This is a genomic window from Enterococcus sp. CR-Ec1 (assembly GCF_002850555.1).
Classification (GTDB): Bacteria; Bacillota; Bacilli; order Lactobacillales; family Enterococcaceae; genus Enterococcus_D; species Enterococcus_D entomosocium.
In genome coordinates this window covers 3,696,532-3,721,545 of sequence record NZ_CP025223.1, presented here as the reverse complement: position 1 = coordinate 3,721,545, position 25,014 = coordinate 3,696,532, and the positions used below count along the sequence as shown (strand labels likewise).

Below are 25,014 nucleotides of genomic sequence, written 5' to 3'. Positions count from 1 at the left end.
TCATTCTTCGGAATGGCAAGCTTTTTTTGTTTAGCAAAAGGAAATATCATGAAAATGAATGCGCCCTTCTTTCCTCCTAGAAAAGGGGCATTTGGGACGATTAATGAAAGCGTTATTTTTAAAATGTCCAAATCAGTGGACATCGATTAAGAAATACTCGAGCCAAAGAAGGCTATAGTAAAGATACGGAGGGAGACAGTATGAAGCTGAGCAAGAGAGAAACACGTTTGATTGAGCAGTTTATGACACAAGGGATGAATTTGACCGCTAATGAACTAGCCACAGCTGCTAAGGTTTCAACAAAAACCATTTATCGGACGATCAAGCGGATCAATGAGGCTGCTGGTTCAGAAATCATTCGGTCTGAAATCGGCAAAGGATTTTGTTTGGATTATGAAGCGTATCTCAAAGGCACGATTGAAAATCAAGAAACGGATCAACATGATGAGCCGCTTGAGCGGCGTCATGCGATTGCACTGCATGTATTGTTTAAATCACCAAAGCGATTAATGATCAAAGAGCTGTTCGCCCCTTACTATTTGAGTGAAGCAGTGATAAGTAGTGATATCAATCGTCTTTCGGAATATTTTCAGTACTTTGAACTCCAATTGATCCGATCCGATAAGAGAATTGCAGTGATTGGTACCGAAAAAAATATCCGTCGCTGTGTCAATGATCTCTTTACGAAAACCCATGTGTGGAATGAAGAAATGGTCGCGCAAAAATATCCCATCAATGCCTTTGATATCAACTTTATTACCTCCATTCTTGAATTCATTGAGCGAAAACTCGCGAACAGTATTGCGTATCCTTACAATATGAATATTTTCTCGCATCTGTATATTCTGATTTTACGAATGAGGGAAGGAGAAATTGACCGCGAAGAGATAATTGAGGGTTTAGATGAGGAAGAACAGCATTTGATTGAACAGCACCAAGAGTTTTATCAAATTGCCAAACAAGTGATTGAAAAAATCAATGCCTATCTCGTGACGGAGCTACCAGAAAGTGAGGTATTTTATCTCTACCAGTATCTAGTGTCTTCCAGAGTGGAAAACAAACCCTTGGCAATGACCAATCTGACAAAAGAAGCCAGCGAAATCACGGAGTTTTTTACTAAGCGGATGGAAAAAGCACTGGGTATCAAATTGAACCAGCAAACAGACAAGACCAATCTACTTTGCCATATCCAGCCGATGCTCTATCGGCTAAAGAATAAAATTATCGTGAAAAATGGGCTGCTGAATGACATTCAACTAGAGTACCCAAGGATTTTTGAGCAAGTGGCACAAGTCAGCAAGGAAGTGGAGCAAACCTATGGAACGAATCCCATATCGGAAGACGAGATTGGTTTCTTGGTTCTGTATTTTGTGAAATTTAAAGTCATTCGTCGGCGCAGACAGCGAGTCTTAATTATGTGCAGCAGCGGCGTAGGGACTTCTGAACTGCTGAAAGTCAAAGTCCAACGGGCATTTCCAGAGTTGGATATCGTGGATGTGCTTTCCGCTCGTATGTACCGAAAGCATGCGCAAGACTATCAGGATATCGATCTGATCTTAACCACCATTAATTTGCCAGTAGAAACGAAGGTGCCGACGATTTTAGTCAATTCGGTATTTACCAAACAGGATGAAAAGCGAGTCAAACAACTATTAGGAGAGATGTAAAGATGAAAAACGAAAGCCAAACGATCCAAGCGTTCAGCATCGCAGATGTAATCAATCCCAATCTTATCAAGATGGAAATGGAAGCGAATTCAAAAGAAGAAGCGATCACTGAACTGTCTGAACTTTTATATGAAAACCAGATAATTACCGATTTAGCAGGGTTCACCCAAGATGTCTTTGCCCGAGAAACGGAAGGAATGACCGGTATCGGGCATGGATTGGCAATTCCTCACGGAAAGTCGGACAGTGTGAAAAAAACCTCTTTAGTGATCGGAAAAACCAAGCGTCCGCTTGAATGGGAGTCCATCGATGAAGCGCCCGTTCAAGTAATTATCTTGTTTGCAGTCAAAAATACCGATGCCAATACGATGCATATCAAGCTGCTGCAAAAGGTAGCGATGCTACTAGCGGATGAATCGTTTATTGATCGTCTCGTTGCGTCAGGGACAAAGGATCAAATGATGACCTTGCTTGCTAAAGATCCAATGGCAGAAAACTAAGAAAGGGGGAGAAAAGATGAAAATCGTTGGTGTAGCTGCTTGTACTTCAGGAATCGCTCATACGTATATTGCTAAGCAGAAAATCGAAACAGCTGCGAAAGAACTTGGTCATGAAGTCCATATCGAAACCCAAGGAACCATCGGGACGGAAAGTGAATTGACGGAAGCCGCTATTCAAGCAGCCGATGTTGTCATTATTGCGGCAGATATCAAAATCGGCGGCAGAGACCGCTTTGAAGGCAAGCGAATAGTAGAAATTCCAACTAGTATGGTGATCAAAGCGCCTAAGCGTTTGCTTGAAACAATTGAAGAAAAATTAAATCAGGGATGAATCAATAAATGTTCTGACAATTCAAATTTAAAGGGGGATGAAACAAATGATGAAACAGCTGCAGTTGAAAAAACACGCCTTAACCGCCATCTCGTATATGCTGCCGGTCGTTGTCACAGCCGGGCTTTTGATTGCGATCGGCAATCTTACCAACGGCACAGTCATTGAAAATTACGATGCTGCCTATACGATCCCGGATGCACTGGTCTCGCTGGGCGTTTTAGGGATGGGGCTGCTGGCGCCAGTGATCGCTGCCGCGATCGCCTATTCCATTGCTGATCGTCCAGGAATCGCTCCGGGTCTTTTTATGGGACTGATTGCCAATGCGATTGGCGCAGGCTTTTTAGGGGGAATGTTAGGAGGCTATCTCGCAGGTTATCTGGTCTTATTCTTAGTAAAAAACCTTAAAGTCCCACGTTGGGCACAAGGTCTGATGCCAATGATGATCGTACCGGTCTTGTCGACACTGATCGTCGGTGCTTTGATGTTCTTCATCATCGGTGTACCGATCGTGTGGGCTACGGAGGCGTTGACTACCTTCTTAACGAATCTACAAGGCTCGGGGAATTTCTTATTTGGCGCGATTGTCGGTGGCATGGCTGCCTTTGATTTTGGCGGACCCGTCAACAAAGTCGCCTCGCTATTTGCTGATGGGCTATTACTGGAAGGCATTCAAGAACCCGAAGCCGTGAAAATTTTAGCCTCAATGGTGCCGCCCTTTGGTGTTACGATCTCTTGGGTCCTCTCTCGTCTCTTACGCCGGCCCAAATATTCTACGGAAGAAGAAGACAACATCAAGATCGCTTTTCCAATGGGCCTTTGTATGATTACAGAAGGAGTGATCCCGATCGCTGCCGTCGACCCGTTTCGCGTCATTTTTTCTTGTACGGTCGGAGCAGCCGTCGGCGGTGGTCTAAGCATGGTTTGGGGCGTCGGTTCACCGGTGCCATCTGGTGGGGTCTTCATCATTCCTGCCATGACGGATCCATTGAAATTTACCATCGCACTCTTGATTGGTTCTGCCATCACCGGTGTTTTGCTGTTTGCATTGAAAAAGGCGCCCGTGGAAACGCCGATCATGGAAGAGGAAGAAGACATTGACTTTTCGTCGATTGAAATTTCCTAAAAAAAGGAGCGAAGAAAATGTATGTATCAATGAAAGAGATGCTGCAAAAAGCCAATCGAGAAAACTATGCCGTTATGGCGATCAATTGTTTCAACCTGGAAACCGCTAAAGCAGTGATCGATGCCGCTGCAGAATCACATGCACCCATCATCGTGGATTTGCTGCAAGACCATTTAAAGACCCATCTAGATCATCGTTACTTAACCCAGCCGATCATTCGAATGGCGGAAAATGCCAATGTGGAGGTTGCCATCAATCTGGATCACGGACAGGATATCGCTTTCGTCAAACAATGTCTCCATGAAGGGTTCTCAAGCGTCATGATGGATGCCTCTATGCATCCTTTAGAAAAAAACATCGCCATCACCAAAGAGATCGTACAGTTCGCACAAGCCTATAATGCCAGTGTCGAAGCAGAAGTTGGGGACATGGGAGCAGTGGCTGGGGATCAGTTTACCAGCGATGGGATGTATACCGATCCAGAGGAAGCCATCCATTTTATTCGAGCAACCGGGGTCGACTGCCTCGCCCTTTCTTACGGCTCCAGTCATGGGGATTATCCAGCAGGGTATCGCCCGGCATTTCGCTTTGACATCGTTCAAACAATCAAAGAAGCCACTGACCTGCCGCTGGTTTTGCATGGTGGCTCGGGAGCCGGCAGAGAAAATATCTTGCGTTCCGTGGCATTAGGGATCAATAAAATCAATGTAGGGGCTGATTTTATGAAAGCCCAGAGAAATGCCCTGCACCAACAGCTGAATGCTTGTCCGGAAAGCGATTATCCGACCCTGATCCACCAAACCATCGAAGCAGGAAAAACAGTCGTCAAAGAGTATATCGAATTATCTGGATCAAAAAACAAATCACTTTAAAAAAGAATGGAGCACACTTATATGTTGATCAATATGAAACAATTACTGACCGTTGCCAAAGAAAATCAATTTGCCGTGGGTGCCTTTAACGTCGCAGACAGTAACTTCTTACGCGTCGTTATCGAAGCAGCGGAAGAAAACGATGCACCAGCCATCATTGCGGTCCACCCAACAGAATTGGCCTTTACAAAGGATGAATTTTTCCACTATGCAGTTTCCAGAGCGAAAAACAGTTCTGTGCCAATCGTGATCCATATGGATCATGGTGACAGTCTGGCGAGTATTATGCGGGCGATCCATTGCGGGTTCAGCTCAGTGATGATTGATGGGTCGTTGCTGCCTTTCGAAGAAAATATTGCTCTGACAAAACAGATTACCGAGATTTGCCATCCGATTGGGGTGTCTGTCGAAGGCGAGCTGGGAACGATCGGTAATACCGGAACCTCCGTTGAAGGGGGCGTCTCCGAAGTGATTTATACTCGTCCAGAAGATGCACAAGAATTCATTGAGAAGACAGGCATTGACACACTGGCAGTTGCGATTGGAACTGCCCATGGTATTTATCCGAAAGATATCAAACCGGAATTAAAAATGGATGTCTTACAAGAAATCAAAGATCGTGTCGATATCCCATTGGTGTTGCATGGCGGATCGGCCAATCCCGATGAAGAAATCGCTCAGGCAGTGGCAATCGGTATCCAAAAAGTAAATATCTCCTCTGATTATAAATACGCCTTTTACAAAAAATGCCGTCAAATTTTAGCTGAAACAGAATTATGGGATCCAAATGCTATTTACCCAGAATGCATTGAGGCAGCCAAAGCAGTGGTTACGCAAAAAATGACCCTCTTCAATGCAATTGGGAAAGCAGCTCTGTATCGCCAGCAAAATATCCAGCCATGGCGTAGTGAACAAAACTAACCAGCAAACAAATAATGGAAACACCCTCGAAAATCGCTAAATTGCGGCTTTTCAAGGGTGTTTTTTTATTGTGCATTCTTTTCTTGCAGCATACGAATCCCCTTTTCCTGAACCTGCCGAGCGATAAACGCCAAATCATTCGAAGTCAGGTTGATGTCTGCATAATGAAATAAGTTTTTTCTGCAGGAGGGGGTCAGATTGCCGATGATCAAATCATAAGTCTCGTCCAGTTTGGTCAGAGAAAACGAGTCCAGAGGATTTAAAATCGTGATGGTTAGCTGATAAGGAATAAACTGTTGGATTTTCGTTTGGATAAATTCCGTATGGTAACTATTCGTATCATAAAACAAAGCTAAGCGAAAGCCAGCATTGGCATCGATGATTTCTTTAGCGAAATTTGGGAAAGATATATGGAAAATATAAATCAGGTAATTGATCGTACTTGGTCGAATGATCGGTAAATTTGAATGGGTCAAAAGGTGAACGATGTCTAGATTGACTGCCTGTTGGACCAAATCACAGTTGTTGACAAAACGAGCAAAGCGATCATCCAAGATGCAGTAAGGAACGCGCAAGTTGATCCCAAGAAAATAAGAAAAGACCACAGCGTCGAGTTTCTCTTCAAAGTCGGCTTCATGATAGTTGTACTTTTTAAATATACGTTTGGTCATTTGATAAAACTCTTGTTTGGTCTTACGAAAGACGTTGGGGTCCTGACCAATATGGGTCGTGACATAACCGACCATTTTCTCGACGTAGGCCCGACTGTAGCCGGTAAATTCGCTCAAATCGATTTTCTCTAAGAAATATTCGACGTGGTTTCCATTGGGGTTGGAGGCGTATAGGCGATCGCGCTTCGTGTTGATATAGATCACAAAAGCGATTTTTTTGATGTCGGAAAAATAAAGCTTTAAGGGCGTCGCTGCTGCCATGATACGGGCGATTTTCAAAAAATCCTGTTCTTGGTTGATGTTGGCATCCACAAATTCATACTGGTACTTTTCTAAGAAGAAAATCAGAAAAAACTGGCGAATGTTGTGTTCATTTCCTTTTAACTGGATGGGTTTGGTCGCGATGAAGAAATCATATGGTGCCAGAACCATGTTGATCCTCTTGATCAAACGAATGATCGACGATTTGCTTAAATTTAATTCTAGAGCCAACATATCATAACTAGTGAAACTTGATGAGAAGAGTAGTTCCAATAATTGAAATGCAGAAGAGCGAGTCAAAAACTGGCTGTATACGTCTAGCCGAGTAGCAAAGGGATGCAAGTGGAGGCGAACAGCTGAATAATCGTCAAATTGTAAGTCCAGAAACGAAAATTCATTGTCGATTTCCGCGATATAGGTTTTTGCTGCAGACATTGAAATGGAAAATTTTACTGCCAAATCGTGAAGACTCGTTCCCTGATCGTCTAATAAATACTCAATCAGCTGTAGTTTCTTTTGTGTCGTAGATGATAACAATTTCCGTAACATGATTGCCCCTGAGCCCCCTTTTAAGTAAATAGTATCACGTTTTTACATGTATTCAAAAAAATTGCGTGTTGTATTTTTTTTGAATACATCCCACCCCCAAATTTTGGGAAAATAGAAGTGTGGAATAGTAGTAATACGTTTGATACAAGTAGCAAAGACCAAAATTTTTGAATCATGGGGAGGAGGCAAAAAGCAGTTGTTTGTTGGGATATCTTGCTCACTGTTGAACAATGTTATTCGTCGAGCGCTTCCGAGATCAATTGAAAAAATTTCAATAAAAAAGGAATGAATAATTATGAAAAAACAATTTTCTATCTATATATGTTTGCTAGTCTTGCTTGGCTCCATTTTTTGTGAACCAACGATCATACTAGCAGAAGCAATCAACGCAACCGAAAGTACCGAAAGAACGACTGAAACGCTGGAAAGTACCGAGCCTGAGACGGGAACGATCGATACGGAAAAAGCACCTACGGATTCATCGACAGCGGGAGCAGTTCAGTCAGAAACGAGTCAAGCAGAAGAAGAACAAGCAACCGTCTCTAGTGAAAGTCAAGCAACCCAAGCATCTTCGACACTGAATCAAAACAGCATTCAACCCCGAGCACCAGATACTGAGGCGGAAACGGAAGCTTCTACTACCGCTGAGAATCTTAGTGCCAACCTAAACGAACGGGGAGTACAACTTTTTGACAATGTCCGAATTACTGACTTAAACGATCAACCCTTCACTGCCGAAAATCCACCGATGTATAACGGCAACATCAAAATTCATTTTGACTGGTCGTTAGCAGATACGGAAGAAATTCGCGCTGGCGATTATTATACGTATCAATTACCGGAATATTTTGCTATTCATAACACCGTTAACGGCGAATTGACCCGTTCTGGTGGGCAATCGATCGGAACCTTTACCTTAGCACTCGATGGCACGTTGACTGTTACTTTTAACGAAGCGGCACAAACACTTTCCAACCGCTCAGGGACTATCGATCTAATTACGGAATTAAGTGTGAGCACTGTCACCGAAGAAGTGACGATTCATACTGGGATCTACGATGAAGATGGTCATGAGATCATCATTACATTGCCTATTTATGAAGTCGACATCATTAAGACTGGTAACGTGACTTCCAGCGGTTCAGTGGTTTGGGAAATTATTTTTAACCAAACCAGTCGTGAATTGCATGATGTGGTGATCACCGATAAAATGCCTCAAGGTTTGTCTTATAGTACTTCGACAGGCTACTTGTACGATGAAGCCACCGAGGAGTGGGTTCGTACCGATGGCTTATATACCTTTAACAGCGTTAACAACACGTTTACCTTCAATCAAACGGTTAATCAACCGGTTCGAATCGTGATCAATAGTGCAGTCACCGATCCAACGGCTTCTTCTTTCAAAAACACGGCAACAATCAACGGCAGCGATTTTACAGAAAAAACTGCAGAAGCAACGGTTACTTACGATGAGCAATCGGAATACAAACGGTTCAAAGGCTATGATCAAGAAACGAAACGAGCATCATGGGAAATTTCCGTCACATTGGACAAAGACCAAGCCAGAGTTTTGGATCAGACCTATTCAGGAACGGATCCTGAAAAAGCCCTACATTTTTTTGTTCCAGAGACTTTGGTGATCACGGACAAAGATGGTAACTCTATCCCAGCAGAAGATTGGTCCTTTGATGGGACGTACCAGCTGGATAAAGAGGGGGAAATCGTCCGCTTTGGCATCACGTTTGCCAAAGCTGGTTACTACAAGATCCAATACGATACCCAGTTGTATGAATCTGTTCTAGCTGATACTCGTATTTACAACTACGCTTCGATCCGCGACAATCAAAATACCTCATTGACGGGCAGTGGGACAGTGACGCCAACCAAAACGATCGGTGTCGTGAAAACAGCTGGCACCAAAGACTATGAAACGAAGACTGTCGCATGGAAAATTGATGCCAATACCAATCAGCAAAAAGTCAGTGACCTAATCATCGAAGACCGCTATCAATTGATCTCTGGCGCAAACAGCAGCGCACTGGCCTTGTTGGCGGATACGCTGGTAGTGACGGCAAGCGGAGTGACCGAGCCTTTAGAGCTCAATACCGACTATACGCTAGAGCTAATCACAGAAACGAAAACGCTAGCCGATGGCTCAACGAAGGAACTTGAGACTGGTTTTCGGATCAAGCTGCAAGGGGCGTACCAAACGACCTCGGCAACGATCACGGTTAATTTCAAAACTAGCTTCGATGTTTCACAGCAGATCGCATTAGGAAGTTCTAGCAGTCGTTTTAGTAATGCAGCGTTTGTCCATTATAAAGACGAAGCCGGCAATACGTTCACGGAAGCCTCTGAATCCAATACTTGGATGGATACCAACTGGTTAAAAAATGCCTTGAAATACGGCCTATTTATTGGTGAAGGGGAAGATGTCGCCAAAGCGATTACTGCCGTATTAGGTCGGAACTTAGGAACTATTTTTGATGAGCAGACCGCCTCTAGCGATCAAGTCTATTGGATGGGGCTATTCAATACGTACAAAGAAAAAATCAACAAAGATGCAATCATCACGGACCAGCTGCAAGAAGGCCAAACCTTGAAAGACTTGGCGCTTTACACGGTCACAGTAAGTGGATATACGACGCAAGTCAGAGCACTAAAAGAGCAATTGGTGCTAAACGAGGATTACAGTTACACCTATGACCCTGACACGAAGAAAGTTACGATCACCTTGCTGAAAGAAACGTCAGAAACACTGGCGGTCTTCTTGGCAACGGAAGCAGCGGAAGATGTAATTACCTACAAAAATACCATCACGTTGACAGACAACGATACAACGTTGACCGCGGATGGCCAAGCCGATAAGTCGGCGAAAACGGACTGGTTGATGAAAAACGGTAGTCAGAATGCCGAAAACAATCGTTTGATCGATTGGGAAGTCATGATCAATGCTGACAGCCGCAAAATCCACAATGCGGTAGTGACCGATACCATCAACTACAATCAACACACCTTTTTACGAGATGCCGACGATGCCGTGATCGTAGATGTGTATGAAGCGGTCTTAAACAATGGTACGTGGGAAAAAGGAGAAAAAGTCACCTTCACCAACGAAGACAATCCGAAAATCACCTCGGATGTGGTAGCAGGGACGCAATCGTTAGTGATCGCTTTTGAAGAAATGATTGATAAACCATACTTTATCGTTTATCAAACACAACTTGACCCCGGGATTTTGAACAATGAACGGGTGACCAACAATGTCAATTTGACGGGTAGTGAGATCGAGATTCACACAGTGACCAAAGAAATCACCATCAAATCGACAGATGGCAGCGGAACGTCTTCTGGGACGAACGGTTCCTTGACAATCGTGAAATACGATGCCGATGGCACCAAAGAACGAGGGATCGATGAAGAAGCGGTTTTCCAATTAAGCCGCAAAAATGCACAAAATACCTATGAAGTCATCTTGTCGAACCTGGTGGTGAAAAACAATCAGATCATGGAAAACGGCAACGCCATTGATCGGATCGACAATCTGCGTTACGGCGATTATATGATCCAAGAAATCACCGCACCGGACGGATACGAACGAGATGCGACTCAGTACACCTTCACTATTTCTGATAAGCAAGTCAATTATGTCTTTGAACTAGCCAACAAGCGGGAAATCAAAGAAACGACCCACGCCTTGAATGTTCAGAAGCTGCTTGATGGGCGCGAGCTAAAAGACGGCGAATTTACGTTCCAACTAGTGGATGAAACTGGCTCTGTGATTTTAACACAAACCAATGATGGCAACGGTCAAGTTGCCTTTGACGCCATCACTTACAATGAGCCTGGCGAATACCATTACACGATTCGGGAAAAAGCCGGCGATGATCCAACCATCACCTATAGCGACAACGAACTAAAGGTAACCGTGACCGTCACGGAAGAAGACAGCCAGTTGATTGCGAAAGCAGTCTATGAAGGCAATCAAGTCTTCGAAAATGACTATACACCAAAAGCTGGCAGTGTCGTTTTAAGCGCTGAGAAAGTGCTGATTGGTCGTGATTTGAAAGCAGAAGAATTTGACTTCGATTTAGTCAATGAAGCAGGAACTGTACTTCAGACAAAAGCCAATGATGCCACTGGCAAGATTTACTTTGACGCTCTCGCATATGATGAAGCAGGCGAATACCGCTACACCATCCGTGAGAAAGCAGGAACTGATGATACCATCACCTACGATGCAAAAGAACTTGCGGTAGTTGTGACCGTGACGGATGAAGATGGACAGTTGACCGCAGTTGCGGAATACGAAGGCAATCAAGTCTTTGAAAACGACTATACGCCAAAAGCTGGCGAAGTGGTGCTGAATGCTGAGAAAGTATTGACCGGCCGCACGCTGGAAGCCAACGAATTTGCCTTTGAACTGGTAGATGAAGAAGGCAACGTACTTCAAACAAAAACCAATGACGCAACCGGACAAATCTACTTCGATGAATTAACGTATGACGAAGTCGGCGAATACCGCTACACGATTCGAGAAAAAGCTGACGCAGATAGTACCATTACCTATGACATGAAAGAAATTGGCGTTGTCGTGAAAGTAACCGATGAAGACGGGCAACTAGTGGCAAAAGCAACATATGATGGCAATACAATCTTTGAAAATGACTATACGCCAAAAGCTGGCGAAGTGGTGCTGAATGCTGAGAAAGTATTGACCGGCCGCACGTTGGAAGCCAACGAGTTTGCCTTTGAACTGGTAGATGAAGAAGGAACTGTTCTTCAAACAAAAGCCAATGATGCCACTGGCAAGATCTACTTTGACGCGCTCCCTTACGAGGAAGCAGGTGAGTACCACTACACCATCCGTGAGAAAGCAGGAACTGACGGTACCATCACTTACGATGCAAAAGAACTAGCGGTAGTCGTTACCGTCACCGATGAAGACGGACAATTGACCGCAGTGGCGGAATATGAAGGCAACCAAGTCTTTGAAAATGACTATAAGCCAAAAGCTGGCGGAGTGGTGCTGAATGCTGAGAAAGTATTGACCGGCCGCACGCTGGAAGCCAATGAATTTGCCTTTGAACTGGTAGATGAAGAAGGAACTGTTCTTCAAACAAAAGCCAACGACGCAACTGGCAAGATCTACTTTGACGCGCTCCCTTACGAGGAAGCCGGTGAGTATCACTACACCATTCGTGAGAAAGCAGGAACTGACGGTACCATCACTTACGATGCAAAAGAACTAGCGGTAGTTGTGACCGTCACTGATGAAGACGGACAGTTGACCGCAGTGGCCGAATACGAAGGCAATCAAGTCTTTGAAAACGACTATCAACCAAAAGCTGGTAGTGTCGTACTGAGTGCCGAAAAAGTCTTGATCGGCCGCACGTTACAAGCAGACGAATTTGCCTTTGAACTAGTGGATGAAGATGGAACTGTACTTCAAACAAAAGCCAATGATGCCACTGGCAAGATCTACTTTGACGCGCTCCCTTACGAGGAAGCCGGTGAGTATCACTACACCATTCGTGAGAAGGCAGGAACTGACGGTACCATCACATACGATACGAAAGAACTAGCGGTAGTCGTTACCGTCACCAATGAAGACGGACAATTGACCGCAGTTGCGGAATATGAAGGCAACCAAGTCTTTGAAAACGACTATAAGCCAAAAGCTGGCGGAGTGGTGCTGAATGCTGAGAAAGTATTGACCGGTCGTACGCTACAAGCAAATGAATTCGATTTTGAACTAGTCGATGAAGAAGGAACTGTTCTTCAAACAAAAGCCAATGATGCAACCGGACAAATCTACTTTGACGCTCTCGCCTATGAGGAAGCTGGCGAATACCGCTATACCATCCGTGAGCAAGCAGGAACTGACGGCACCATCACTTACGATACGAGAGAACTGGCAGTAGTCATTACCGTCACCGATGAAGACGGGCAATTGACCGCAGTGGCGGAATATGAAGGCAACCAAGTCTTTGAAAATAGCTACCAACCAAAAGCCGGCAGTGTTGTATTGAGTGCCGAGAAAGTCTTAACTGGTCGTACACTACAAGCAAATGAATTCGATTTTGAACTAGTCGATGAAGCCGGAACTGTACTTCAGACAAAAGCCAATAATGGAACTGGACAAATCTACTTTGACGCTCTCGCCTATGATGAAACAGGTGAGTACCACTACACCATTCGTGAGAAAACAGGAACTGACGGTACCATCACCTACGATGCAAAAGAACTGGTAGTAGTCGTAACGGTCACCGATGAAGCTGGACAGTTGACCGCAGTGGCGGAATATGAAGACAATCAAGTCTTCGAAAACAGCTACCAACCAAAAGCTGGCAGTGTCGTACTAAGTGCTAAGAAAGTCTTGACGGGTAGAGACTTGCAAGCCAACGAATTCGCATTTGAATTAGTGGATGAAGCTGGAAAGGTTCTGCAAACCCAACGCAATGACGCAAATGGAACGATTACCTTTGATGCATTGACGTATGACGATGCTGGGGAACATCGTTACACGATTCGTGAAAAAGCTGGCAATGACGCAACGATCATCTATGATGAAACCACCTATCAAGTAACGGTCGCAGTCAAAGAGCAAGCAGGAAAATTAGTGGCTGAAGCGGAACAAACGGCAGACATGGTATTCAACAATCGTGTCAAAGAAGGCAAAACAACGAAGCCGGGAACTGGTAACTTACCGAAAACCAATGACACCACGACCGCTGGTTGGGTCGTCTTGGGATTGTTGTTAGTAGTGATCGCAGTAGGCATCTACCTTGATCGCAAAAAACGGACGCCGTTATCATAGGCAGGGGAAGCAACAGAGCAGAAAGAGAAAGCGGGATGAGGCCAACTTGTTCCGCTTTTTCCTGCCTTGTTTTTCTTCACTTCAAAGAAAAAAAGCGTCAAAAGTATGAAACGCTAGAAAGCGAACAATCAGCAAACCAAGACTCAAGAAGGGAACGAAGGGCAACTGCGCCAATCGTTTCTTCCAGATGCTTTGATAGCTAAAAAAAGCGAGGAGACCAAGACTGCTGGCTATTAGTAAGAGAGCCAAAAGGGTCGTCGGCGTTAGCCAAATACTCCAACCTGCCAGCACTAAGAGATCGCCGCCGCCCATTTTTTCCTGCCAGACAAAAAAGACCAGTGGAACCAGCACGCCTAAAGACAGCCATTGAAAAGAAGCGCCGCTTCTAAGCTGTGCCAGCGCGAGAAGCAGGTGGGCGGGGTACAGCAGTTGCGGGTAGACGCTATAGTCTATCAAGTCGGTCAAGCTGAGTAAAAAGGCACTGGTCAGCCAGACAAAGGTCAGGAAGCTTTCGGAATCATGAAAGGCAACCCCGCAAAGTCCGCCATAGCATACGCAGGCGAAGACCCAATAAAGCGGGGGTGAAGGCCATCTTGTAGGGAGGAGAAAAAACCAATGGTTATCCGAAACTTTGTTCACCCTCGGGTAATGAGAACGAGAATCACTTTTTGGTGGATTCCAAAACAGGGTATGTAAGAGCATAAGCCAAAAGAAGCCGAGTAAAGCGCCTAAAAAAAACACGAAAATCGTCATTTTTTGATCCTCCTTATAAAGAAATACGTAAGAGAGTGAGAAATTTTCTCAAATAGATGATTTTGTTGTACTTTTTATTTGTTTCGTATTATCCTTAAAATAGATAATTTAGAGGAGGAATCGTTATGAAATTTGAACAAACAAAAGAAGTATTAAACCAACTTGTTGCTGATTTAAGCCAAATGGCTATGGTCGTTCACCAAACACACTGGTACATGCGTGGACCTGGCTTTTTGACATTGCATCCAATGATGGACGAATTCATGGATGATCTAAATGAGCAATTGGATGAAGTTTCTGAACGCTTGATTACATTAGACGGTTCACCATATTCAACTTTGCGTGAAATGGCAGAGCACACTCAAATCCCTGATGAAGTGGGTAACTGGGACCGCACGATTCCAGAACGCTTAGCTACATTGGTGGAAGGCTACCGTTATTTAGCGGACTTATACCAAAAAGGGATCGAAGTATCTGGTGAAGAAGGCGACGATCCAACCCAAGATATCTTCATCGGCTTCAAAACAGCCATCGAAAAACGTATTTGGATGATCCAAGCGCACTTAGGCGAAGCGCCATTGATCGATCCAGCGAAATCTCGCGTACGTCATTAATCAACAAAAAACCAGCGAAGAATTTTCTTCGCTGGTTTTTTTACTTGCCCGCCAATAATGCTTTAGCGGCTTCAATTTGCTGTGCCACTTGATCAAAACCGGTGCCGCCATAGGAATGACGATTTTTGACGGCGGTATAGGAATCAAGTTTTTCAAAAATATCGCTGTCGATGGCAGGATGGATCGCTTGGTAGTCTTCCAAGGAAACATCTTGCAGATAGATGCCTTTGCTCAAACACTCACTGACGAGCTTGCCGACGATCTCATGGGCTTGTCTGAAAGGCACGCCTTTGCCAGCTAAGTAATCCGCTAATTCTGTTGCGTTGGAAAAATCCTTTTCAGTGGATTCTTGCATCCGTGCTTGATTGACCTTCATCGTTGCGATCATGCCCGTCATGATCTGCAAGCTTTTCGTGATGGTTTCGGCACTGTCAAACATACCTTCTTTGTCTTCTTGGAAATCTTTGTTGTACGCCAGCGGCAAGCCCTTCATGACCGTCAAAAGACCAAAGAGGTTCCCATAGACACGTCCTGTTTTTCCACGGATCAGCTCCGCCATGTCAGGGTTTTTCTTTTGAGGCATGATGGAACTGCCAGTTGAGAAGGTATCGGTCAGTTCCACGAATTGGTACTCGTGGCTGCACCAAAGAATCAGCTCTTCACAAAAACGAGACAGATGCATCATCAATAAAGAGGCATTGCTTAAAAATTCCAAGATAAAATCACGATCGCTGACCGCATCTAGGCTGTTGCTGTAAATATTGCTGAACCCTAACTCTTGAGCGGTGAAGGCGCGATCGATGGGGAAGGTAGTTCCTGCCAAAGCGGCACTGCCTAAAGGCATCACATCGATGCGGCTCAAACTCTCACTGAAACGCTCTTGGTCACGTGTCAGCATACTGTAATAGGCTAAGAGGTGATGGGCAAAAGAAATCGGCTGTGCATGCTGGAGATGGGTATAACCGGGCATGATGGTGTAGATGTTGGCTTCGGCTTGTAAAACCAGCGCTTCTCGCAATTCAGCGATCAAAGTGATCACCTCTTGCACGACTTCTTTCAAATACAAATGCATATCGGTCGCCACTTGGTCATTACGACTACGGGCAGTATGCAATTTGCCTGCCACTGGTCCAATCAATTCATGCAAGAATGTCTCGATGTTTAAATGGATGTCCTCATTTTCAATCGTGAAGGTCAACTCGCCAGCGGCTAATTGCTGCTGAATCGTGGTCAAGCCGTCAATGATCGCTTCGCCATCGGTTTGACTGATGATGCCCGTATGGACCAGCATTTTGACATGGGCCAAACTGCCAAGAATGTCTTGCTTTGCTAACTTTTGATCAAACGTGATGGAAGCCCCAAAAGCATCGATCCATGCTTCATTTTTCCCATCGAAACGTCCGCCCCATAATTTTGCCATATTCTCACCTCAAAAAAAGATTACGGCTGAAGCGGCAGCTTCAGCCGTGCATACTTAAATCAATGTTTCTGTTAGTTGCTGTTGTGCTTGGATCTCAGCGTGCACTTTGCTTGGCAGTCCCCATAATTTGATGAAGCCGATAGCCGCATGCTGATCAAAGGTATCTGCAGAAGTATACGTTGCTAAGTTTTCATCGTACAGGCTGTTTTCAGATTTCCGTCCTTCACAAATGACGTTGCCTTTGAATAATTTCAAACGCACGATTCCGTTGACGTAGACTTGTGTGCTTTTCAGGAAGGTAATCAAGGCTTCCGTCAATGGATTGAACCATAGGCCGTCATAGATGACTTGGGCTAATTGCTGCTCAATGATTGGCTTGAAATGCGCCAATTCCCGCACGAAGACCAAATCTTCCAATTCTTTATGAGCCGTCATCAAAGCGATCGCTCCCGGACATTCATAAACTTCCCGTGATTTGATCCCCACCAGACGATTTTCGATATGGTCGATCCGACCAACGCCATGTTCGCCAGCCATCCGGTTTAGTTTCATGATCAATTCTGCTAGATTCATCGTTTCGCCATCAATGGCGGTCGGTACCCCTTGATCAAAAGTGATCTCAACGATCGTCGGTACGTCAGGAGTATCTTCTAATTCTTGCGTGATGGCGTAGGCTCCTTTTGGCGGTGTTGCCCAAGGATCTTCTAAGACGCCGCACTCACAGGCACGTCCCCACAAGTTTTGGTCGATGGAATATGGATTGTCCAAGTCAGCGGGAATCGGCACTCCTTTTTCAGCCGCATAGGCAATCTCTTCTTCTCGGGACCATTTCCATTCCCGAACCGGTGCGATCACTTTCAAGTGAGGCGCTAAAGCGGCAATCGCCACTTCAAACCGAACTTGGTCGTTGCCTTTACCAGTACAGCCGTGGGCGACGGTCGTTGCGCCAGTCGCTAATGCCAACTCCACCAATTTCTTGGCGATCAATGGACGAGACAAAGCGGAAACAAGAGGATAAGAATTTTCATAAAAAGTATTGCCTTGTAAAGCGATCAAAGCAAAATCTTGGGCGAATTCTTCGCGGGCATCGATGGCATAAGATTCAATCGCGCCAACTGCCAAAGCTTTGTCTTTAATGGATTGGGTGTCGCGACCTTCACCGATATCTAGGCAGCAAGCCACCACATCGTATCCTTGGTCCGTTAACCATTTAATTGAGACGGAGGTATCTAATCCTCCAGAATAGGCCAATATTACTTTTTCTTTCATACTTATTAACTCCTTTTCCGCGTGTTTTCAAGTGATTGAAGCTATCTTATCAGAATAAAAATAATAAATCAAGGGTAAAATTAAATATTTATACATAAAAGTGGCGATTATCAGGTTTTTATACTATTATCGGTGATTAAGGAAAAGAAGTGGATGCTCACTTTGTTAATGAAATTTTATACATAATATTCATTATGGTATTCAGTTTTAGAAACCTGCAACAACAAGTTTCGTTTTTCAGAGAAAATGGCAGAAAACGAATGGAGAAAATTTTCAAAAAGAGGCGGAATTACGTTGACATTAGGCTTTATAGAAGGTATTATGTTATATGGTATTGTTTGCCCCACAAGAGCCCCGGAAACTCAAGTGTATGTCAAACATTCGTGAAATTGAATTGGAGGAAAAAATTGTGCGTACAACATATATGGCCAAACCAGGCGAAGTAGAACGTAAATGGTACGTAGTAGATGCAACAGATGTTCCTATGGGTCGTCTTTCAGCAGTAGTAGCATCTGTCTTACGTGGTAAAAATAAACCAACATTCACACCTCATGTGGATACAGGCGATTTCGTAATCGTCATTAATGCAGAAAAAATCAAATTAACAGGTAACAAAGCAAGCGATAAAATTTATTACCGTCACTCAAACTTCCCAGGAGGATTGAAATCAGTCTCTGCTGGAGAATTACGTGCTAAAAATTCTCGTCGTTTGATCGAAACTTCTGTAAAAGGCATGCTTCCTAAAAACACTTTAGGCCGTAAACAAGGAATGAAACTTCATGTTTATGCTGGCGCTGAACACCCACATGCTGCACAACAACCAGAAGTATTGGACATCACAAACTTAATCTAATAGGAGGGAATTTCATTGGCACAAGCTCAATATATCGGCACTGGCCGTCGTAAAAATGCAGTAGCCCGCGTACGTTTAGTACCAGGTACTGGTAAAATTACTGTTAACAAAAAAGATGTTGAAGAATACATCCCACACGCAGACTTGCGTGAAGTAATCAACCAACCATTCGGCGTTACAGAAACTAAAGGTTCATACGATGTTTTTGTAAACGTAAATGGTGGTGGATACGCTGGACAATCAGGTGCAATCCGTCACGGTATCGCACGCGCATTGTTACAAGTTGATCCTGATTTCCGTTTAGCTCTTAAACGTGCTGGCTTACTTACTCGTGACGCGCGTATGGTTGAACGTAAAAAACCAGGTCTTAAGAAAGCTCGTAAAGCTTCACAGTTTTCAAAACGTTAATCGTTGGTATACCAACGATTTCAGACACTTTCTCATTGCGAGAAGGTGTTTTTTTTCGTTCTGGTAATGATTGCAAATTTTTTCAAAAAAATTCCTCCTTAAAAGTGAATATGGACTAATACTAGTCCCATTGTAGCATGCCGAATCTTTAAGATTAGTAAGAAAAAGGACTAATTTTAGTCCAAAAAGTGTGCTATTCTTGAAAGAGGAAAAAATTATTGATAAAGAAAATGTAATCGGTAGCAATATTAGATGAATCCGATTAGAAAAAGGAATTGGTCAAACCAAGCTGATTAGAGACTTACAGCTTCGTAAAATCGCTATAACTAGGGAAACGTTGGTTAAGATTGAAGGTGGCCGCCAACACATTAAGTTGGATCAATTGAGAGCTATTAGGGATATTCTACAGGTGCCTTATGAAGATTTGCTTCAATGACTACTTGTAGTCAACGATTACTGATTTATTTGGGATGGGAATAGTCCTTTATTACAAATTGCAGAATCTAATTACATTTTAAAGGCTGTTTATTGGATGAAGAAGGATCTTTATGGAAATTCAATTTCTGATTACAATGACTATATGAACCCTGTATTGAATCGAACGTATGAGATTAGGAATGTAATGGAACATAGATATTTAAAAATTCTATCATATGCAAATATTGTTTCAGAGGAGTATAAGATAGATAAGCTCGCAACAATTATTTCAGTGGAAGAATTTCATGATTTAGCAGTCAATCTTTTAAGGGCATGTAGAGAAGCGATAATTCTATTAGTTATGTTGATTAATGTGGAAGAGAAAAGGAAATCTACCAATTCTGAAGGGCTCATTATTCCAGGAAGACCTTTGCCTGAGTATAAAGATGATTGGAAGTTATAATTTCGTATCTCAAAAGCAGGAGCTATAAATTTGTGATGACTCAAACAAATATTGGAGTTATTGATAACCTATCTAATAACCAACAAGAATCGAGGAAAGTCCTATGTTTGAAAAAGAAGTGTACAAATATACTGTTAGCTGCGGAGCACCAAGAGCAGGGAGATATATCACTAAAGAAGTAGCAATGAAAAGAAGATTTGATAAGGCTGAAGATGAAGCCTTGAAGGATACATATCCACTCGAAAAAATCACTCCTATAGTAATAGAGTTTTTAAAGATGGTAGGATTTGAAAATCCAGTCAGTCTAGAAATCAAAAATGTAACTGACTTTTTAAAACCGAGAATATATTCTAAAAGTTACAACCAATTGAAAGAAAAGTATGAGTTGAATAATCGAAATCACTTAATATGGATGAAATTTACTATAGATGGGTATTTAGGCGTTGTGGCTGCAAGCGACGATATAAATTTCGATATGACTAATACATCTGGTAAAATCATCAGTCATCTAAACAAACAATGGCAACAAGATTTTGTGCTAGTTTTTCCTTTACCGAATATAGGAGATAAAGAGCGTAGCGATATTGAATGTGGTATTGGAAATTATCTTATTGATAAGGGGGTGCCAATTCTGGACTTCTATTCACATCAATATAAATAGTTTTATTCATTAAATTCGTTCTTGTTCATTTTTTTCAATCAAAAGCACGCCACGCAACTTGAATACGTTTTTGAATACGATTAGAATACCAATCAAGATGATATTTTATTAATAAAATGATTAATGCAAAAATAAGTGACATATCAGTCATAATTAACCATCATTTATATATTTAACTTCATGTTTGCAACCATATTTTAACAACTAGTATTTGTTGCAAAAAAGAGATGAATATTCGAGTGCTATTCGAGTGATTTTTGAGAGAAGAAAATTAACCAACAAAAAAAGTGTTTATCAGATAGAGTTTTGACGCAAAAAAGAGATAAATATTCGAGCGATATTCGAGTGCTATTCGAGTGATTTTTGAGAGAAGAAAATTAACCAACAAAAAAAGTGTTTATCAGATAGAGTTTTGACGCAAAAAAGAGATGAATATTCGAGCGACATTCGAGTGCTATTCGAGTGATTTTGAGAGAAGAAAATTAACCAACAAAAAAAGTGTTTATCAGATAGAGTTTTGACGCAAAAAAGAGATGAATATTCGAGCGAATGTGGATAGAGAGAAATAAAAAGCATTGTGAACGTAATACTCTGAATTAATTCTTTTAATGTATTTAAAAACTATGAGAGGTGAATTATTTGTTTAATTTAAAACCAGAAGGCAGATTTATAGAATATAAAACTGCAAGAGACAATATACCAGATGATGTATGGGAAACATATAGTGCTTTTGCAAACACTCAGGGAGGAAAAATAATTTTAGGAGTCTCGGAACCTAAAAAAGGACGATTACTTTCTTAGAACATCAAAAGGAAAAGCTTCGTAATTTACCGACTTTGAGATCTCAAATAGAAATTGATTATTATACCCGTCAATTTCCTTTATTGGACGTAGAATTGATAGAATCGATGATTTTTACTATGGAGTTAAACAAGACAATACAGCTATCATTACTCGATATGAATATGATAATCAAAAGAAAATTTATAGTATCAATCAAAAAAATGATGAAATAGATATCTATGACCCGTTTAAAGTTGAATTAAATAAGATGGTAGCGTTTTTCGATAGGGAGCTTTAATCTCAAATTTATGACACTGTCATTGCCAATGAGACATCGAAAACGTTGATATCTCAATGCATAATAGGAAATTTTTAACTTTTTGTTGTTTATAGCTAGTCACCTGTTAGAACGGGGCATGCATAGTGGCGCGCCGCTATGCAACAGGCAAAATCGCCACAAAGGATGGTCGCTTGGGGCGCAACCCTTTGTGGCGATTGCCTAGTAAGTAAAGAAAAGTGTTAGTATCTACTGTATTGACTAATAAGGTATAATAGCATAAGAATGTATGAAAAAATATCAGTATTCGAAGTAATTCATATGATAACAGAACGGGTATTGAAACAAGGAGAATAAATTTTGAACAGTCAGAAAAAAGTATCGATTTTTTCCTTTTTCTCAGGTAGTGGTTTTTTAGATTTAGGTTTTGAAAAAACAGGTTATAATATAGAATTAGTGAATGAAATATCAGCCCCTTTTTTAGAAGTCTATAGCTATTCAAGAGATAAAATGAATTTACCATTACCTAGATTTGGATACCAAAATCTTGATATAAATGAGTATTTTAACGGTCAGAGAGAAAATCTTATAAAGCATATTAAAGAGGTAAAAAAAGAAAATAGAGTCCTTGGATTTATTGGAGGCCCACCATGTCCAGATTTTTCTGTGGGGGGGAAAAACAAGGGGAAAGACGGGGAAAATGGCAAATTATCAATGAGTTATGTTGACTTGATTATTGATATGAAGCCGGATTTTTTTCTTTTTGAAAATGTGAAAGGCTTATGGAAAACTAAGCGACATAGGGAGTTTTATGAGGAATTAAAATTAAAATTGCAAAGTGCAGGGTATTGTACTACAGAAAGACTAACCAATTCTCTAGAGTTCGGTGTACCTCAAGATAGGGAAAGAATTTTTCTATTTGGAGTGCAAAAAAAATTACTGTGTGAGGAACATTATAATTTTCATGAAATATCAGATTTTCCTTGGAGAAAATATGCTCAATATGAAATGGACGAAATAAGGAATATTGATTGGCCTAATGTGAATGATTTCCAACCTAATGAATTCACTATTTGCCCAGAAAATTGTATTCCAGAACTTACTGTTGAATATTGGTTTAACAAAAACGAGGTTTATAATCATCCTAATGCACATGATCATTTTAGACCGCGTGCCGGATTAGCTAAAATGCAGGCAATTTCTGAAGGTGATGTTGGGAAAAAATCTTATAAACGATTACATCGATGGAGATATTCTCCCACTGCTGCATATGGAAATAATGAAGTTCATTTGCATCCTTATAAAATAAGAAGAATATCTGCTGCAGAAGCCCTTGCTATACAATCTTTACCTTCTGATTTTGAACTTCCTCATGATATGAGCTTATCAAATATGTTTAAAACAATCGGGAATGGTGTTCCTTTCTTGTTATCGAAAGGAATAGCGCAAACAATAATGGACTATTTATTAGATAATAAAATTATTTAAGAAGGGAAAGGTTGTTTTGGTTTATACTTTAAGTGAAATAAAATCTGATGTAACGGAATTAACTTCAAAAGAATTTTATTCTAAGCATATCTTACGTTCAGATAATTGGTATTTTGAAAAAGTTATTGGTAGAGATAAAGAAGATTCTATTAGATTGACTGATGATTTTAAAGCAATTATTAGTCAATCATTACAAATAAGCTTTCACAATATTTCTATTGTAGGTAGTAGTAAAATTGGCTGTAGTTTGGCACCAATTTCTGATTTTTCAAACAAACTATTTAGACTTTTTGACGAGAATGAATCAGATATTGACATAGCTATTGTTTCAGATAAACTTTTCCAAAATTATTGGGATCTCTTCCGGAAATCTTATAGTCCAATTAATAAAAGACATTATCAAAAAATCTCTAGAGGTATATATCGTGGATATATAAATGAGAAAAATTTAGAGCTGATAGATGGTTGCAGAAAAGAATGGAATAGCCTTGCTTCAGAATCTAAAAAAATACTTCGAAGAGATTTATATATTCAACCAGAAATTACTTATCGTTTGTATCGTAGTTGGGAAGATTTTGAAGAATATCATATTCAATCATTAAATGAAATAAAAAAAGGAGAGAGATAATGCCACAATTGTATAGTAGGAATTTCCAAACAGTCGATATAATTAATGAAGAAGTTAATAAGGAGCGTCTTGTTGTAGATACAACTTATCAAAGACGTAAGGTTTGGATGCCACAGGATAAAGTGAGATTAATTGAAACAATTCTGTTAGGTTATGTAATGCCTGAAGTTTTTTTCTGGCCAGCTGAAATTGACCCTTCTACTGGGAAAACGATTACGCATATTGTCGATGGTCAGCAACGAATTTCAGCGATTATTGAATTTATAAATGATAATTTTTCGCTAAATGAAAAGTATCTATTAGATAAGGATATCAAGTCAATTTATGGCAATAAATATTTTACTGAACTAACAGATGATGAAAAGCTAAAAATTTGGAAATATGAAGTTTTTGTAGTGAATATTGATCATCAAGTTAGTAAAGATAAAATAAAACAAATGTTTTATAGGTTGAATCTGACAAATTACAGCCTGAACTCTCAAGAAAAATTGAACAGTGTCGAGAGCGTATTCGGTGATGCATCAGAAGCTTTATCTCAACTAGATTTTTGGAAAGAGTGTAGAGTGTTCAGTGCGTCTGATGCTAGAAGAATGCAAGATGTGAGATATTGTTGTTCAATTTATATTCTAGCCAATGAAGGAATTGTTGACCAAACAGGCGATAGAAAAATAACCCAATATTATACTGATTATTGCAATAGCTTTGATGAAAAAGGAGAGTTACGCACAAAAATAGAGCAAGCTATAGATATCATACTAGAGCTATTAGATAAATCAACTCAAAGCTTTTTATCTAAGAAGGCTCAATTATACACAATGTTTTGTGTTGCTTTTAAAATGATAGAGAATGATGTAAAAGTTTCCAAAGAAATATTTGAGAAGTTTAAACTATTTGCAGAAGCGTATAGTAGATTTAGAAATGAATATGACATTGATTTTTCTCAAAGCAATCTAAATGATATTAACGAAAATATAAAAAAATATAAGTTAGCTTCTTCAGAAGGAATAAATAAAGTAAACAATCGAGTAATAAGGTTTGAAACTCTTTATAAAATTTGTATTGAATCTACTGATGATATAAAAGAACAATTAATTGAAATTGCTAAGTGTTATAGAAATGAAATAGATCCTCAGATTGTTTTATTTGAAACTTTAGATAAAGAAGATTTAGATATAGTCGAAGAAGAATAAAAAATATTTATGTTGTTTTATTAATAGAATCACGTTCTTGTTTGCAAATAATTTCTAGGTGCGTTTTATGTA

Annotated in this window: 21 protein-coding genes; 17 read left to right on the top strand and 4 right to left on the bottom strand. The window is 41.1% G+C overall.

Features of this window, described 5'->3' with window-relative positions; genetic code table 11:
* The first annotated feature begins 200 nt into the window (after nt 1-200).
* From CXM95_RS17875 to CXM95_RS17850, 6 genes are read left to right on the top strand one after another with little or no spacing between them, the layout of a single operon-like run.
* Nucleotides 201-1,667, top strand: coding sequence for a BglG family transcription antiterminator (locus tag CXM95_RS17875; RefSeq protein WP_086298896.1), 1,467 nt, complete (start codon nt 201-203; stop codon nt 1,665-1,667).
* Nucleotides 1,668-1,669: 2 nt separating this feature from the next.
* Nucleotides 1,670-2,167 (top strand): PTS sugar transporter subunit IIA, encoded by a 498-nt coding sequence (locus CXM95_RS17870; RefSeq protein ID WP_061053488.1) that lies wholly within the window; start codon nt 1,670-1,672, stop codon nt 2,165-2,167.
* A 16-nt stretch (nt 2,168-2,183) separates the two neighbouring features.
* Nucleotides 2,184-2,498: a PTS fructose transporter subunit IIB gene (locus tag CXM95_RS17865; protein WP_005230357.1), complete on the top strand. Its 315-nt coding sequence runs from the start codon at nt 2,184-2,186 to the stop codon at nt 2,496-2,498.
* A 46-nt stretch (nt 2,499-2,544) separates the two neighbouring features.
* The gene (locus tag CXM95_RS17860) at nt 2,545-3,624 is read left to right on the top strand and encodes a PTS fructose transporter subunit IIC (protein WP_101699560.1); all 1,080 of its coding nucleotides are present in this window, start codon (nt 2,545-2,547) and stop codon (nt 3,622-3,624) included.
* 17 nt (nt 3,625-3,641) lie between these two features.
* Nucleotides 3,642-4,496 (top strand): class II fructose-bisphosphate aldolase, encoded by an 855-nt coding sequence (locus tag CXM95_RS17855; RefSeq protein WP_101699559.1) that lies wholly within the window; start codon nt 3,642-3,644, stop codon nt 4,494-4,496.
* A 21-nt stretch (nt 4,497-4,517) separates the two neighbouring features.
* Nucleotides 4,518-5,417, top strand: a complete 900-nt coding sequence (locus tag CXM95_RS17850) for a ketose-bisphosphate aldolase (RefSeq protein ID WP_034871971.1) — start codon at nt 4,518-4,520, stop codon at nt 5,415-5,417.
* A gap of 65 nt (nt 5,418-5,482) precedes the next feature.
* Here CXM95_RS17850 and CXM95_RS17845 read toward each other — a convergent pair whose 3' ends face one another.
* Nucleotides 5,483-6,898, bottom strand: coding sequence for a helix-turn-helix domain-containing protein (locus CXM95_RS17845; protein ID WP_101699558.1), 1,416 nt, complete (start codon nt 6,896-6,898; stop codon nt 5,483-5,485).
* A 295-nt stretch (nt 6,899-7,193) separates the two neighbouring features.
* Between CXM95_RS17845 and CXM95_RS17840 the strand changes: the two genes are divergently transcribed.
* On the top strand, nt 7,194-13,718 hold the full coding sequence (locus CXM95_RS17840) for a Spy0128 family protein (protein WP_101699557.1): 6,525 nt from the start codon (nt 7,194-7,196) through the stop codon (nt 13,716-13,718).
* Between the two features lie 81 nt (nt 13,719-13,799).
* Here the strand turns inward: CXM95_RS17840 and CXM95_RS17835 are convergent, their stop codons facing one another.
* Nucleotides 13,800-14,471 carry a prepilin peptidase gene (locus tag CXM95_RS17835; protein ID WP_101699556.1) on the bottom strand — a complete coding sequence of 224 codons (672 nt, stop codon included), beginning with the start codon at nt 14,469-14,471 and terminating at the stop codon, nt 13,800-13,802.
* Nucleotides 14,472-14,596: 125 nt separating this feature from the next.
* Between CXM95_RS17835 and CXM95_RS17830 the strand changes: the two genes are divergently transcribed.
* On the top strand, nt 14,597-15,085 hold the full coding sequence (locus tag CXM95_RS17830; protein ID WP_005230382.1) for a Dps family protein: 489 nt from the start codon (nt 14,597-14,599) through the stop codon (nt 15,083-15,085).
* Between the two features lie 40 nt (nt 15,086-15,125).
* Here CXM95_RS17830 and argH read toward each other — a convergent pair whose 3' ends face one another.
* Nucleotides 15,126-16,505, bottom strand: coding sequence for an argininosuccinate lyase (gene argH / locus CXM95_RS17825; RefSeq protein WP_101699555.1), 1,380 nt, complete (start codon nt 16,503-16,505; stop codon nt 15,126-15,128).
* Nucleotides 16,506-16,559: 54 nt separating this feature from the next.
* Nucleotides 16,560-17,774: an argininosuccinate synthase gene (locus CXM95_RS17820; RefSeq protein WP_005233014.1), complete on the bottom strand. Its 1,215-nt coding sequence runs from the start codon at nt 17,772-17,774 to the stop codon at nt 16,560-16,562.
* A gap of 406 nt (nt 17,775-18,180) precedes the next feature.
* On the opposite strand from CXM95_RS17820, the gene rplM reads away from it, so the two are divergent.
* The 9 genes from rplM (at nt 18,181) to CXM95_RS17775 (ending at nt 24,942) form a co-directional block, all read left to right on the top strand.
* A complete protein-coding gene (gene rplM, locus CXM95_RS17815; RefSeq protein WP_301280258.1) occupies nt 18,181-18,627 on the top strand; it encodes a 50S ribosomal protein L13 in 447 nt (148 codons plus the stop codon).
* Nucleotides 18,628-18,642: 15 nt separating this feature from the next.
* Complete coding sequence (gene rpsI / locus CXM95_RS17810; RefSeq protein WP_003128901.1) at nt 18,643-19,035, top strand: 30S ribosomal protein S9; 393 nt, start codon at nt 18,643-18,645, stop codon at nt 19,033-19,035.
* Nucleotides 19,036-19,291: 256 nt separating this feature from the next.
* Nucleotides 19,292-19,471, top strand: a complete 180-nt coding sequence (locus CXM95_RS17805; protein WP_233499134.1) for a transcriptional regulator — start codon at nt 19,292-19,294, stop codon at nt 19,469-19,471.
* A gap of 27 nt (nt 19,472-19,498) precedes the next feature.
* Nucleotides 19,499-19,915 (top strand): LA2681 family HEPN domain-containing protein, encoded by a 417-nt coding sequence (locus CXM95_RS17800; protein WP_312845294.1) that lies wholly within the window; start codon nt 19,499-19,501, stop codon nt 19,913-19,915.
* A gap of 103 nt (nt 19,916-20,018) precedes the next feature.
* The gene (locus CXM95_RS17795) at nt 20,019-20,576 is read left to right on the top strand and encodes a hypothetical protein (RefSeq protein ID WP_101699553.1); all 558 of its coding nucleotides are present in this window, start codon (nt 20,019-20,021) and stop codon (nt 20,574-20,576) included.
* A 639-nt stretch (nt 20,577-21,215) separates the two neighbouring features.
* Nucleotides 21,216-21,377 carry an AlbA family DNA-binding domain-containing protein gene (locus CXM95_RS17790; RefSeq protein WP_101699552.1) on the top strand — a complete coding sequence of 54 codons (162 nt, stop codon included), beginning with the start codon at nt 21,216-21,218 and terminating at the stop codon, nt 21,375-21,377.
* Nucleotides 21,378-21,996: 619 nt separating this feature from the next.
* On the top strand, nt 21,997-23,124 hold the full coding sequence (locus tag CXM95_RS17785) for a DNA cytosine methyltransferase (protein WP_101699551.1): 1,128 nt from the start codon (nt 21,997-21,999) through the stop codon (nt 23,122-23,124).
* A 16-nt stretch (nt 23,125-23,140) separates the two neighbouring features.
* Nucleotides 23,141-23,752 (top strand): hypothetical protein, encoded by a 612-nt coding sequence (locus CXM95_RS17780; RefSeq protein ID WP_101699550.1) that lies wholly within the window; start codon nt 23,141-23,143, stop codon nt 23,750-23,752.
* Nucleotides 23,752-24,942, top strand: a complete 1,191-nt coding sequence (locus tag CXM95_RS17775; protein ID WP_101699549.1) for a DUF262 domain-containing protein — start codon at nt 23,752-23,754, stop codon at nt 24,940-24,942. Before CXM95_RS17780 ends, CXM95_RS17775 begins: the two co-directional genes overlap by 1 nt.
* Nucleotides 24,943-25,014 lie beyond the last annotated feature (72 nt).